General features: G+C 62.5%; 11 protein-coding genes. 4 read left to right on the forward strand and 7 right to left on the reverse strand.

Annotated elements, in window-relative coordinates:
* Positions 1-26 precede the first annotated feature (26 nt).
* Positions 27-1049 carry a hypothetical protein gene (locus ACQ4WZ_RS21825; RefSeq protein WP_436574518.1) on the reverse strand — a complete coding sequence of 341 codons (1023 nt, stop codon included), beginning with the start codon at positions 1047-1049 and terminating at the stop codon, positions 27-29.
* A complete protein-coding gene (locus tag ACQ4WZ_RS21830; RefSeq protein ID WP_436574519.1) occupies positions 1046-1810 on the reverse strand; it encodes a hypothetical protein in 765 nt (254 codons plus the stop codon). The genes ACQ4WZ_RS21825 and ACQ4WZ_RS21830 overlap by 4 nt, the downstream gene beginning before the upstream one ends.
* A gap of 187 nt (positions 1811-1997) precedes the next feature.
* On the opposite strand from ACQ4WZ_RS21830, the gene ACQ4WZ_RS21835 reads away from it, so the two are divergent.
* From ACQ4WZ_RS21835 to ACQ4WZ_RS21850, 4 genes are all read left to right on the forward strand, one after another.
* On the forward strand, positions 1998-3413 hold the full coding sequence (locus tag ACQ4WZ_RS21835; RefSeq protein WP_436574520.1) for a caspase family protein: 1416 nt from the start codon (positions 1998-2000) through the stop codon (positions 3411-3413).
* Between the two features lie 75 nt (positions 3414-3488).
* Positions 3489-4313, forward strand: a complete 825-nt coding sequence (locus ACQ4WZ_RS21840) for a hypothetical protein (RefSeq protein WP_143452633.1) — start codon at positions 3489-3491, stop codon at positions 4311-4313.
* Positions 4314-4353: 40 nt separating this feature from the next.
* Positions 4354-5097 carry a hypothetical protein gene (locus ACQ4WZ_RS21845; RefSeq protein WP_436574521.1) on the forward strand — a complete coding sequence of 248 codons (744 nt, stop codon included), beginning with the start codon at positions 4354-4356 and terminating at the stop codon, positions 5095-5097.
* Between the two features lie 52 nt (positions 5098-5149).
* Positions 5150-6415 (forward strand): DUF6445 family protein, encoded by a 1266-nt coding sequence (locus tag ACQ4WZ_RS21850; protein ID WP_436574522.1) that lies wholly within the window; start codon positions 5150-5152, stop codon positions 6413-6415.
* 83 nt (positions 6416-6498) lie between these two features.
* On the opposite strand, the gene ACQ4WZ_RS21855 is transcribed toward ACQ4WZ_RS21850, so the two are convergent.
* From ACQ4WZ_RS21855 to ACQ4WZ_RS21875, 5 genes are all read right to left on the reverse strand, one after another.
* Complete coding sequence (locus ACQ4WZ_RS21855; RefSeq protein ID WP_035823672.1) at positions 6499-7440, reverse strand: LysR family transcriptional regulator; 942 nt, start codon at positions 7438-7440, stop codon at positions 6499-6501.
* Between the two features lie 199 nt (positions 7441-7639).
* Positions 7640-8614: a galactofuranose ABC transporter, permease protein YjfF gene (gene yjfF / locus ACQ4WZ_RS21860; protein ID WP_101483458.1), complete on the reverse strand. Its 975-nt coding sequence runs from the start codon at positions 8612-8614 to the stop codon at positions 7640-7642.
* Positions 8611-9693 carry an ABC transporter permease gene (locus ACQ4WZ_RS21865; RefSeq protein WP_133988911.1) on the reverse strand — a complete coding sequence of 361 codons (1083 nt, stop codon included), beginning with the start codon at positions 9691-9693 and terminating at the stop codon, positions 8611-8613. The genes yjfF and ACQ4WZ_RS21865 overlap by 4 nt, the downstream gene beginning before the upstream one ends.
* A complete protein-coding gene (locus tag ACQ4WZ_RS21870; RefSeq protein WP_436574523.1) occupies positions 9690-11231 on the reverse strand; it encodes a sugar ABC transporter ATP-binding protein in 1542 nt (513 codons plus the stop codon). The genes ACQ4WZ_RS21865 and ACQ4WZ_RS21870 overlap by 4 nt, the downstream gene beginning before the upstream one ends.
* A 9-nt stretch (positions 11232-11240) precedes the next feature.
* Entirely contained in the window at positions 11241-12215 is a 975-nt protein-coding gene (locus ACQ4WZ_RS21875) for an ABC transporter substrate-binding protein (RefSeq protein WP_071079903.1), read from the reverse strand.
* Positions 12216-12407: the final 192 nt, after the last annotated feature.

Here is a 12407-nt window from a genome sequence, read left to right on the forward strand (position 1 = left end):
TGGATAACTTTCTCTAATTTCTGAATTCAGGGATTGATCACGGCCAGGGGATTGCCCGGGCCTGGCGGCGGCAAGACTTTCTGGCGGTCGCGCGACAGCAGGGTGTAGGCGCCCAGGGTGTCCGGGCCGGCAACGATTTCCAGTTGCTCGCGTTGCAGCCAGGTGCGGATTTCCGCCTCTGTTGCCTCGGCACGGAACAGCACGCGCGTGCGCACACCCGTCTCGACGCCACTGCCGCTGCGGAATTCCGCATTGCCGACGACAGCATTCTCTTTCGGCAGGAACAGCCACGCAGATTGCACCACCATCACGCTGGCGGCCACGGCCGTGACGAGCTTCAGCCAGCGGTTTGAATTTGCCGCCTTCACCGGGGTCTTTAGCTGTGGCGCGGTGGCATCGGCGGTAGCGATCTGCAACTGCTGCAGCCCCTGGCGGAGCAATTGCCGGTAAGCCACGCGGCCATCCTTGCCCAGCTCGCTCGACAAGGGCGTGCCCGTCAGAACATAGTCGTCGCCGGGCAAGGCCACGCGGGCGATCACGCCGGGCGCCGCCGTGGCGGCATTGGCGCGGCCATGCGTTTCCAGCCAGCGCGCCGCCTGCAGGCGCTCCTGGCTGAACACGCCCAGGCAGGCGCCCAGGTCCGTCAGGTCCAGGGTCACGGGCATGTCGCACAACACCAGCCCCGCCCGGGGGTCGGCGGGCGCGTCGCGCTCCTCGACCACCAGGCCGCAGGCATCCGCATACGCTGTGTCGGGCGTGACGAGCCAGGCTCGCCAGCGCTGCCGCGAGCTGTCCCAGGCATCGAGCAGCACGGCGCCAAAGCCGGGGCGGCGCGCCAGCAAGTGAATCTGTCCGCCCGCGATGGGCCGCGCGGCCAGCGGCGCGGCGTCGCTGCGGCGCGCGAAACGCTGCAGCAGGTATTCCGGCACGGCAATGCCGCGCCAGTCGGGAGTATCGCCGCCCACCTCCGCGTCCAGCATTTCGGCGGAAGATGGGGGAGATGGCAGGCGCGCGGCAACGATGGCCAGTGTGGGCGTCAATGCAGTCATGCCGGTGGCCTTTCATCAGTGCTCGGGTGGGTGGACGCGGGGTCCAGGTGCAGGGATAACGCGGCCACGCATAAGATATCCAAAACTATTTGCGCCGCCTGCATATCGCGCGCGGTCAAGGCATCACCCACGCGCAGCTTGAGCAGGGTCAAGACCCAGTTGCCCAGCAGGGTAGAGCGGTGGGCCGGTTCGACGATCTGGCGTCCCGCGCTGAGGCTATCGCCCTTCTGCCTGTGCACCAGGCCCAGCTTGCCGCCGTGGTAATGCGCGGAAGCGATCTGCTCGGCCAATTCCTTGACAGGCATGCCGCCGCAGCCACAATGGCGCAGCAGCAAGATCAAATCCTGCGGCAAGGTGGTGATAAAACCGTCGGCCGCTACGCGCACTTGCTGCGGCGTGAGCTGGTAGTCGCGCAGCGGTTCGGCATAGGCGTCGGGCGCGCGCAGCTCGCAGCCCTCTTGCGCATCGGCATCTTCGTCATCGCGCTGCTTGCGCAGCTGGTCGATGATGAAGCGCTTGAAGTATAAAAACAGAGCGCCCACGTGATGGGGCGCGGCGTCGCTATCGCTGTGCAGGACTTTTTCAATGAAAAACTGGTGGCGCAAATCAGCCAGGGAATCGCCCAGCGACGCCGCCTCGCGCGGGCGGCACGGCGTCAACGCGGCGATGACGCGCTGGTAAAACTCGCCCAGTTCGCCTTGCGTCAGCTGCGGGCGGCGGGTCCAGAAAGCATGAATCCGTTCAAATTGTTCCGAGTGCACAGCCGGTCCGATCGTGTGTTGGGCGGCACGCGCCACTGGCCGGCGGCGAAGCGCACCGGCAATCAAGCAATGCGCTGGCCAGACAAGAGAAACTTGTCAGTAAGGTAAAATGCATTTAAGCAATTTTCGCATATCACAGTAAAAATCGCTAACTTTTGTTACTTTCACGACAATTCCCGAGACGCCCATGCATCGCCTGATTCTCCTGTTCTTGAGCCTGTTCTTTTTGCTGGGCAGCAAGGTAGCGCACGCTGCCGTGCCAACGCCTGTGCAAGCGTCTCCCGGCAAGCGCATCGCCCTGGTGATCGGCAATGCGGCCTATCCGCAGCCGCTATTGAATCCCGTGAACGATGCGCGCGCCATGGCCGAACGCTTGCGCCGCCTGGGCTTTGAAGTACTGCTGCGCACGGACATCAATGCGGCGCAGCTGCAAAAAGCGTCGGCCGAGTTTTCCACGCAGGCGCGCGGCGCCGATATCGCCCTCGTGTTTTACGCGGGCCACGGCGCGCAGGCGGGCGAAGCCAATTACGTGCTGCCGCTGGGCGCCAACATGAATGCGCTCAGCGCCGCCGCGATTGCCGCACAGGGCGTGTCCGTTTCCAGCCTGGCGGGCGATTTGCAGCGCACGGGCGCGCGCGGCGCCGTGCTGATCCTCGACGCTTGCCGCCAGGAATATACGCGCGGCGGTGCAATGGTGCCCGTGCCCGGTGGCAGCAATGCGGCCAGCCACGGTTTTGCCGACACACAAGCACCACGGGGCGTGGTGATCGCCTATTCGGCGGGACCGGGCGCCCTGGCCCGCGATTTCTGGTCGCCCGATTCGCGCAACAGCCCCTACACGAGCGCCCTGCTCGACGCGCTCGATGCCCCGGGCTTGCCGATGGGCGATGTGTTCTCGCAAGTGGCGGCCAGGGTGGCGGCCATGACGCACGATGTGCAAAAGCCCCGCGTCTCGTTCGGCGAAACGTCGGCGCGCCTGGTGCTGAACATGGGCAGCGGCAAGGGTGTCAGCCCGCCGGTGCCAGGCGTGCAGGCTTCCGGCAACAGCGGCATGCGCGCTCCCCTCCCGGCGCCGGCGCCAGCCGCCGCCCAGCCAGCCGCGACCACTGCTTCGGGCGCGAAAGTGTGGCCAGGCAATGTATTACAGGACATCAACTATGAAATCCGCATGCAGATCGCGGCGCGGCCATTTCCCCGCCAGCAGCTGGAAAAACGCGCGCGGGGCGGCGACCTGGTGGCGCTGACGGCGCTCGGCTATGGCATCGGCGGGGGCGATGCCGGCATCAAACAGCCGAAGGCGGGCATGCAGTGGCTGGAAAAGGCAGCCGCGAAAGATTTTCCCATCGCCCAGACCTATCTGGCCGAATTGCTGATGGTCAAGGGCGACCCGGCATCCTTGAAACGGGCCGGCGCGCTGCTGGATGCCGCTTCGCAAGCGGGCTACAGCCCCGCCCACGCATATAAATTCGACCTGGCCCGGCGCACGGGCGCGCCGCCGCAGGAAGCGGCCCGCCATTTGCAGGACGCCTTCATGGGCTTGATGAAGGATTACCAGGGCGCCGCCAAGGACTTGATGCAGCCGCAAAAAAATAACTCAAAATAATTTTAGATTTCCCTGAACTGCCCCCGTTATCCGTGGGTACATGCAATACAGCATGACAGTGACCAGGGAAATCCCATGCAAACATCGATCCCAGCAGCAACCATGACCACCGGCCAACGGGGCCGCATCCTCGCCTACCAAACAAGCGGACAAGGTTCCGTCAGCGTGGCCGGCATTCAGCATGTTTTCGACGTGGCCACGCACTGGCGCTCGGACGTGGCGCCCGCCATCAACGCCGTCGTCGACGTGCGCTTCGATGACGCGGGCAGCCTCGTCACCGTCAGCGCCGTGGCGACGCAGCAACTGGCGCAGGAAGAGATGGCCGGCGCGGCGAAACTGGCGCGCGACAAGGGTCAGCAACTGTGGGGCCAGGCCGTCGCGGCCCTGGGCATCAAGGTGCTGGCCAGCCTGGGTGTATTGATCGCCGGCGCCTTTGTCTTCAACACCATCGGCATCCGTTTGTTCGCTTCCGTCTCGCGCACCTATTGGCAGTTGCTGGGCCTGTCCGCCGACAGCCTGGAAAGCTTCGCCCGCGATGGCGGCGGCGGTTTTACTTCCGCACAATTTTTCTTCCTGCTGGCCATTGCCGGCTGCTGCGCCACCATGGCCAGCAGCCACCCGAAAGCGGCGCTGGGCAAGTGCGCGCCGCTGCTGTTCGTCGTCATCCACAGCAGCTTGCTGTTCATCAAAATCAAGGGCGCCGTCAGCGATGCGGGCAACGCCATGGGCGGCATCATGGGTAGCCGCGCGGCCCGCATGGCCGAGCAGATGGCCAGCGAAATGCTGGGACAAGTGTGGCAAGGCTTGTCCTTCGGCATCGGTTTTTACCTGGTGCTGGCCTCTTCCATCGTCCTGGCCGCTTACGGCGTCGGCGAGTACAAACGCAAGACCATCGGCTAATCCCGACAACCTCCCGCACACTCATCCTGAAGGAAATATCATGCAAGCTACCCTGCGCACCCTGCCCGCCCTGCTCGCCATCGCCCTGATCCTGTCCGCCTGCGGCAAGACCGAGCACAATAACGCCACACCGACCGTCGCAGCACCCGCCACCAGCGTGGCCGACCTGGCCGCCAAGGCGCAAGTCAAGGCGGCTGCCGCCAGCCTGCCACAAGCGGACACTGCCACGCCAAGCGCCAGCTATGTCGACATCAGCAGCGGCAACCAGTTGATGTACAGCTACATCGCCCTGTCCGGCGTACCGCCCGACTATGCGGCCGTGGCGCAGCGCGTCTCGCGCGAATATGCGGGCAGCAACGACGCCTTCCGCAAGCAGGAAGTGCTCGACGCGCTGAAACCGCAGATCGACGCCAAGGTCAGCGAAGCGAAAACCAAACGCTACCTGCGCTACCAGATCAATGGCCAGGGCGCGCTGTCGCCGTATGCCATGGACAAGGCCGCCTTCCCCGCCAAATTCGCCGAAGCGGGCACGTATTACTACATGTACGACAACGGCGACTACAAGCTGGCGTTCACGAATGGCGACGGCTACTCGCTGCTGAAAGTGGACCAGGAGGCGGCGCGCAAGATCGAGGCGGCGCGCAGCGGCTACAAGGACTTCGCCATCATCGTGTATGCCTACGCCCAGGAAGCGGACATGGCCAGTAACCAGGTCAAGGCGCAGATCGTCAAGGTGGCGATCAAGCTGAACGGGCAGGAAATTCCTGTGCAGCAAGCGCTGTAAGCACCGGGGCCTTTGCGTTACACTGTTCGCCACATTGCATCGGGATCGGGACATGGGCGAACAGACACTGGCGGAACAACATCTGGCAAACGGGCAACGGCTGCACCAGGCGGGCAAGCTGATTGAAGCGATCAATGCCTACCAAGCCGCCTATAAACTGGACCAGGCCCTGGTGGAAGCCCAGCATTTCCAGGGCCTGGCCATGCTGGAACTGGGCCAAGCCACCATTGGCCTGGGCTTGCTGAAACTGTCGCTCAAGCAACAACCCGACAATGCCCTGTTCCACTACAACCTGGGCAATGTGTTGCGCGGTACGGATAGCGAAGCGGCGCTGGCCAGCTACGCCACGGCGGCGCGGCTGGCGCCGCACGAACACGATTTCGCCATCGTGCATTCCGAATTGCTGCTTTCCAAGCTGCGCCTGCCCGAAGCCATCGTGGAACTCGAACGCGCCCATGCCTTGCGTCCCGAACGCTGGCAAAACCTGCAGGGGCTGGCCGAGATGTATTACCGCACGGGCCAGCAGGAACTGGCGCTGGCCCGCTATGCGCAGGGTATCGCGCTGCACCCGGCGCTGGCGCAAATATGCAGCATCGGCTTTGCCAGTCCGCAAGCGGACCACGCGGAAACGTTGACACCGATCGATGCCGCGCCATCGCTGCAGGACTTCCTGCGCGAAACGGACTTGCACATCCTCGACGATTTCCTGCCTGATCCGGCCGCCTGGCGCGCGCAGGCGCTGGCTTTACCATTTGAGCAGCAGCGCTATGCGGGACAGAACTATCCGGGCAGCCAGACGGCGGGCCAGCCTTGCCAAGCCATCATGGAACGCATCGCCACGGCGCTGGACCGCCCCATCCGTTTCATTTCGCCCGACAATGGCTCCTACCGCCTCAGCTATGCGGACGCGATGGCGCGCACGGATATCCATGTGGACAACGAGACGGGGAATAATTTCAATTTCTATGCGGGCGTGCTGTATTTGAACCCGCCCGAGCAGTGCCAGGGCGGCACCACCTTCTGGCGCCACCAGCCCAGCGGCTGGTATCGGCGCTTGCCCGAGGCGGACGTCAAGGCGGGCGGCTACGCCAGCTTCAAGGATTTCCAGAAGCGCTGGCTGCCAAACAGTAAAGTGCAGAAATTCAACGACTTGCAGGAACAGCGCGACAGTTGGCAAGCGCTGCTGCAAATACCCATGCGCCACAACCGCCTGATCGTCTACAAGGGCCATTACTTTCACTCGATCAGCAATGTGTTTGGCGACACGCCGGAGAATGGGCGATTGGTGCAGCTGTTTTTCTTTGAAGTGCCGGAGTGAACACGCCGGGCTAGTGCCGGATGACGCAGCATAAATCCGGGGTCAGACCCGGCGGGTCTGACCCCAGCTCTTCAGCCGTCAAGTCAATACATGTCAGCGGCCGTGGCCCGCACAGCTTTTAAAAGCATATCCGCGCCCGGCGACAGCAGATGATCCTGCTGGCGGATGATGCCGAAGGCATCCATCTTGCACGGCAGCTCGATGGGCAGGATGCTCAGCACGTTCAACGATTCGTAGTAATGCGCCACTTCCGTCGGCATCACGTGCAGGGAATCCGTTTGCTGCAGCAAGGACGTGATCAAGAGCAAGGCGGTGGTGTCGACCACGTCGACGGGCGGTTCCAGGCTGGCGCGGCGGAACATCATGTCGAAGCGGTGGCGCAGGATGCTGCCCTGCGGCGGCAAGATCCACGGCTGGCCCGCCAAATCCTTCAATTGCAGATTCTTGCGCGACAGCAGCGGGTGGCCATTGCGCGCCACGGCGCTGGCCGGCTCTTCCGTCAACTCCTCGTAGATGAGGCCGGCGCTGCTTTCCTTTTCCAGGATGCGCCCGATCATGAAGTCCAGCGTGCCATGCTGCAGCATGTCCATCAGGGTGTTGCTGTGCTCCAGGTGCACGCCGATGCGCATCAGCGGCGCCTGCTGCTTGATGCGGGCAATGGCGCGCGGCAGCAAGGCCATGGCCGGCGTCATGATGACGCCCACTTCCACCTGGCCTGTCAAGCCCGACTTCAGGGCCACGATATCGTCATGCGCCAGTGACAGGCTGGTCAGGGCCATGCGCGCATGGCGTATCATCGTCTCACCGTAGATGGTCGGCTCCATGCCGCGCGGCAAGCGGTCAAACAGGCGCACGTCGAGCATCTCTTCCAGGTCCTTGATTTGCTTGGACGCGGCCGGCTGCGTCATGTGCAATTCTTCCGCCGCGCGGTGGATGTTGCGCTGCTCATCCAGGGCAATCAACAGCAGCAATTGCCGCGTCTTCAGGCGGGCTCGCAAGAACCAGTTGGGGTTGAGGGTATCCATCAATAAATCATATCATGATCGATATCAGTTTTAATTCAATATCGATACTACTGATATCAGTGTGTCTGGTGCATCGTCAGCAAGCGTTCAGGATGCCTTGCAGGCGGCGCCGGGATTAGCTGCGGGCCATCCGTTTGATGGATGAACTCGATGCCGCCGTCCGGCTTGTACGCAAGTGTGTGTTACTTCAACATAAAGCTTAACTCCCCTTGGTATTTTTCTGGCCCATGGCCATCAATCTCTGCACGACGCAAAAGACGAACAGCAGGCCGCCAATGACGATCTTGGTCCACCACGAGCTGAGCGTGCCGTCGAAGGCGATCAGGGTCTGGATGGTGCCCAGCACCAGCACGCCGGACAGGGCGCCCGCCACGTAGCCGTAGCCGCCGCTGAGCAGGGTGCCGCCGATGACGACGGCGGCAATCGCATCGAGCTCCGTGCCTTGCGCATGCAAGCCATAGCCGGACAGCATGTAAAACGAAAACAGCACACCGCCCAGCGAGGCGCAAAAGCCGCTGAAGGCGTATATCAGCACCTTGGTGCGGCCTACGGGCAAGCCCATCATCAGGGCCGACTGTTCATTGCCGCCTATCGCATACACGGCGCGCCCGAACGGCGTGGCGTGCGCCAGCCAGATGGCCAGCAGCAAAGTGATCACGGCAATCACCACGCCGGGCGAGACAAAGCCGCCCAAGAGCCCCAATTGCGTCTGCGACATGGCCACGAACAGCGGGTTATCGATGGTGATGGAATTGATGCTGATCAAATAGCACAGACCGCGCGCCAGAAACATGCCCGCCAGGGTGACGATGAAGGGCTGCAATTTGAAATAATGGATCAGCGCACCCATGCCGGCACCAAAGATGGTGCCCAGCGCCAGCACGGTGGCGATCACCAGCAGCGGCGGCCAGTGCGCCACGTGGAGCAGCCAGGCGGCGATCATGGTCGACAGGGCCAGCACGGACCCGACGGACAAGTCGATGCCGCCGGAAACGATGACGAAGGTCATGCCGACGGCGATCACCAGCAAAAAGGCGTTATCGATCAACAGGTTAAAGATCACTTGCGTCGACAGCAAGCCCGGATAGGCGGCGCCGCCCAGGCCCAGCATCACCACCAACAGCAGCACGGTGACGAGCGAAGTGAAATACGGGGTGTGCAGCAAGCCCTTCATGCTTTTCTCCGTTGTAGCAATTGCTTGAATTCCGACGATTGCGACAGGCAGACGAGGAACACGACGACCGACTTGACGACCATGTTCACTTCCGGCGGCACGCCCAGCGAATAGATGGTGTAGGTGAGGGTCTGGATGATGAGCGCGCCGATCATGCTGCCCACGAGACTGAACTTGCCGCCGGCCAGGGACGTCCCTCCCAGAGTGACGGCCAGGATGGCGTCAAGTTCCAGCATCAGGCCAGCATTGTTCGCGTCCGCGCTCTTGATGTTCGAGCTGATCATCAGCCCCGACAAGCCCGCGCAGGCGGCGCAAAACACGTAGACGAAAAAGATCAGGGTCGCCGTCTTGATGCCGGCCAGGCGGGCGGCGACAGGATTGATGCCGGCAGCCTGGATGAACAGGCCCAGCGCAGTCTTGCGCATCAGCACGGCCGTGATGAGGAAGACCGCCGCTACGAGGAACAGGGAAAAGGGCAAGCCGAACAGGTAACCGCTGCCGATGAAGAAGTACGGTTGATAGTAGACGGTGACGATTTGCCCATCCGTCAACAGCTGCGCCAGGCCCCGCCCCGCCACCATCAGAATCAGGGTAGCGACGATGGGCTGCAAGCCCAGGCCGGCTACCAGCACGCCATTCCAGGCGCCGCACAGCAAGGCCGCGCCCAGGGCCGCCGCCAGGGCCCAGCCCATGGGGATGTTGCTCACATACGTCGCCACGCCATTCTCCATCACCATGGTGCCGCCGATCAGCATGGCGGCCACGGTGCCGGACAGGGCCACGACGGCGCCCACGGAAATATCGATGCCGCGCGTGGCAATCACCAGGGTCATGCCCAGCGCGGCCAGCATCAAGGGTGCGGCGCGGTTGACGATGTCGATCACGCTGCCGTACAGGTGACCGTCACGGATTTCCAGATGAAAAAAGCCTGGGATGGCAAAGAAGTCGACCAGCAGCAGCAACAGCAACGCGGCCAGGGGGCGGCTCAAAGGGTGGTGCAAGACACTCTGCAACATGGAAGCATTCGTAAGGGAAGCCGCACGCGTCAATGCCGCGCTGGAGGGTGTGGATAAACTCATGTGGCATCTCCGGCGATCACTTGCAGCACGGAACTGTCGTCCAGTTCGCCACGCACATAGTCGCCGCAAGCCTTGCGATCGCGCATGACGACGATACGGTCGCTGCAGCGCAGCACTTCGGGCAGCTCGGACGAAATGAACAGAATCGCCATGCCCTTGCGACACAGCTTGCTCACATAAGTCATGATTTCCTGCTTGGCGCGCACGTCGATGCCGCGCGTCGGTTCGTCTAAAATCAGCATGGCGGGCGAGGTCAGCAGCCAGCGCGCCAGCAAGGCCTTTTGTTGATTGCCGCCCGACAAGCTGCCGATCGGCGTCTCGATGCTGGCCGTCTTGATGCCCAGCGCCTTCACATATTCGTCGGCCAGCGCCTGCTGGCGTTTGAACGGGATTGCGCGCAGCAAACCTGTGCGGGCTTGCAAAGCCAGGATGATGTTTTCGCGCACGGACAGCGACAAAATCGCCCCCTCGTGCTTGCGGTCTTCCGAGCAAAAGCCGATATCGTGGGCAATCGCGTCGCGCGGCACGCTGAACTGGCGCGGCTTGCCCTGCATGGTGATGCTGCCGGAATCGGCCTTGTCGGCGCCGAACAGCAATCGCGCCAGCTCCGTACGGCCCGAGCCCAGCAAGCCCGCCAGGCCCAGCAATTCGCCCTGGCGGATGTGGAAATCCATGGGCAGCAAGGCGCCCTTGCGGCCCAGTCCCTGTGCTTCCAGCACGGTGGGGCCAAAGCTGGCGGCGCCCGCGTCCTGCGCCAGATCCAGCGTTTGTTCCTGCGTGTCGGCCGCCACGCCGATCATTTTATTCACCAGTGCCAGGCGCGACAGCTCACTGCACCCGTATTCCCCTTCCCGCTCGCCGTTGCGCATCACCGTGATGCGGTCGGAAATGGCGTAAGTCTGGTCCAGAAAGTGGGTGACGAACAGAATCGCCATGCCCTGCTCGCGCAGGCGGCGCAGCACGGAAAACAGCAGACTGACTTCCGCCTCGTCCAGGCTGGACGTGGGTTCGTCGAGGATCAGCACGCGGGCCGAAATGTTCAACGCGCGCGAAATGGCCACCATTTGCTGGATGGCCAGCGGGAAGCTGGACAATTGCGCCGTGACGTCGATATCGATCTGCAATTGTTGCAGCAAGGCACGCGCCTGTTGCTGCATGGCACGCCAATCGATGATGCCAAAGCGGCGTGGATAACGGCCGATAAAAATGTTTTCCGCCACCGACAGGTTCGGGCACAGATTGACTTCCTGATACACGGTGCTGATGCCGAGCGCCTGCGCGTCCGACGTGGACGCTGGGGCGATGGCTTTGCCGTCGAGCAGGATCTGGCCGCTGTCGGGCGTATAGACGCCCGTCAGCACCTTGATCAGGGTCGACTTTCCGGCGCCGTTTTGCCCCATCAAGGTATGCACTTCACCCGGATACAGGCGCAGGGCAACATCGCTGAGGGCTTTGACGCCGGGAAAGGATTTGCTGATGCCGCGCAACTCCAGCAGGGGAGCTGGCGCGGCGTTGTGATGCGCTTGCGTCTTCATCATGCGGCAAGCTTAGTACTTACGGTTCGGGAATTCCTTGGCGGCCACCTCGGCAGGGAACACGCCTTCCACCGTCGTGATGCGCGCTGGCACGGGTTTACCGGCCACCACATCGCGGGCGATGGACATCAGTTGCGGGCCCAGCAGCGGGCTGCATTCCACGGTGACATTCAGCTTGCCGGCGATCATGGCTTCGAATGCGCCTTTCACGCCATCGATGGAGATGATGATGATGTCCTTGCCCGGCTTCATGCCCGCTTCTTCGATGGCCTGGATGGCGCCGATGGCCATGTCGTCATTGTGCGCATACAGCACGTTGATCTTCTTGCCTTCGGCCTTCAAGAAAGCTTCCATCACTTCCTTGCCCTTGGCGCGCGTAAAGTCGCCCGTTTGCGAACGGATGATCTTCAGCTTGGGATTCTTGCCGATGACTTCCTGGAAGCCTTCCTTGCGGTCGATGGCCGGGGCGGAACCCACCGTGCCCTGCAGTTCGACGATGTTCAAGGTGGCGTCCGGGGTTTTCTTGGCGTGCTCAAGCAGCCATTGTCCGGCGCGGCGGCCCTCTTCCACGAAGTCGGAACCGATGAAGGTCACGTACAGCGATTTGTCCGCCACATTGACGGCGCGGTCCGTCAGGATGACGGGAATCTTGGCGGCCTTGGCTTCGCGCAAGACCGTATCCCAGCCGGATTCAACGACAGGCGAGAAGGCGATCACGTCGACCTTTTGCGCGATGAAGGAGCGCAGGGCCTTGACCTGGTTTTCCTGCTTTTGCTGCGCGTCGGCAAATTTCAGGGTGACACCGTCTTTCTTGGCTGCATCCTTGATGGAGACGGTATTGGCGGTGCGCCACTCGCTCTCGGCACCTACCTGCGAAAAGCCCATGACCAGGGGCTTGGCGGCGAAGGCGGACGAGGTAGCGAAGGTGGTGGCGGAAAAGGCCAGCAGCATGGCGCTGGCGAGGAGTGTGCGGCGTGTCAATGTCATTCTTGTCTCCAGTTTTTTTTGGAATACCATCACAGCCGGATGCCGGATGGGCGGTTTTTTATGAAGCAATGGTAGGAGAAAGCAACATAGCCATCCAATCAATTCTTTTTCGCTTGCGATACCGATTTGCGTATCACCTGGCACATATCTCCTGCCCCCGTACCGTTTGGCGGCCGCTCATTGGCGGCTTTG

The organism is Janthinobacterium darwini (assembly GCF_051380905.1).
Classification (GTDB): Bacteria; Pseudomonadota; Gammaproteobacteria; order Burkholderiales; family Burkholderiaceae_D; genus Janthinobacterium.

What these genes read in the sequence shown, in the direction of transcription:
- ACQ4WZ_RS21825 (WP_436574518.1), bottom strand. Translation starts at nt 1,049, where the DNA reads ATGACTGCATTGACGCCCACACTGGCCATCGTTGCCGCGCGCCTGCCA.
- ACQ4WZ_RS21875 (WP_071079903.1), bottom strand. Translation starts at nt 12,215, where the DNA reads ATGACATTGACACGCCGCACACTCCTCGCCAGCGCCATGCTGCTGGCC.
- yjfF (WP_101483458.1), bottom strand. Translation starts at nt 8,614, where the DNA reads ATGAAGGGCTTGCTGCACACCCCGTATTTCACTTCGCTCGTCACCGTG.
- ACQ4WZ_RS21865 (WP_133988911.1), bottom strand. Translation starts at nt 9,693, where the DNA reads ATGAGTTTATCCACACCCTCCAGCGCGGCATTGACGCGTGCGGCTTCC.
- ACQ4WZ_RS21850 (WP_436574522.1), top strand. Translation starts at nt 5,150, where the DNA reads ATGGGCGAACAGACACTGGCGGAACAACATCTGGCAAACGGGCAACGG.
- ACQ4WZ_RS21845 (WP_436574521.1), top strand. Translation starts at nt 4,354, where the DNA reads ATGCAAGCTACCCTGCGCACCCTGCCCGCCCTGCTCGCCATCGCCCTG.
- ACQ4WZ_RS21835 (WP_436574520.1), top strand. Translation starts at nt 1,998, where the DNA reads ATGCATCGCCTGATTCTCCTGTTCTTGAGCCTGTTCTTTTTGCTGGGC.
- ACQ4WZ_RS21855 (WP_035823672.1), bottom strand. Translation starts at nt 7,440, where the DNA reads ATGGATACCCTCAACCCCAACTGGTTCTTGCGAGCCCGCCTGAAGACG.
- ACQ4WZ_RS21840 (WP_143452633.1), top strand. Translation starts at nt 3,489, where the DNA reads ATGCAAACATCGATCCCAGCAGCAACCATGACCACCGGCCAACGGGGC.
- ACQ4WZ_RS21870 (WP_436574523.1), bottom strand. Translation starts at nt 11,231, where the DNA reads ATGATGAAGACGCAAGCGCATCACAACGCCGCGCCAGCTCCCCTGCTG.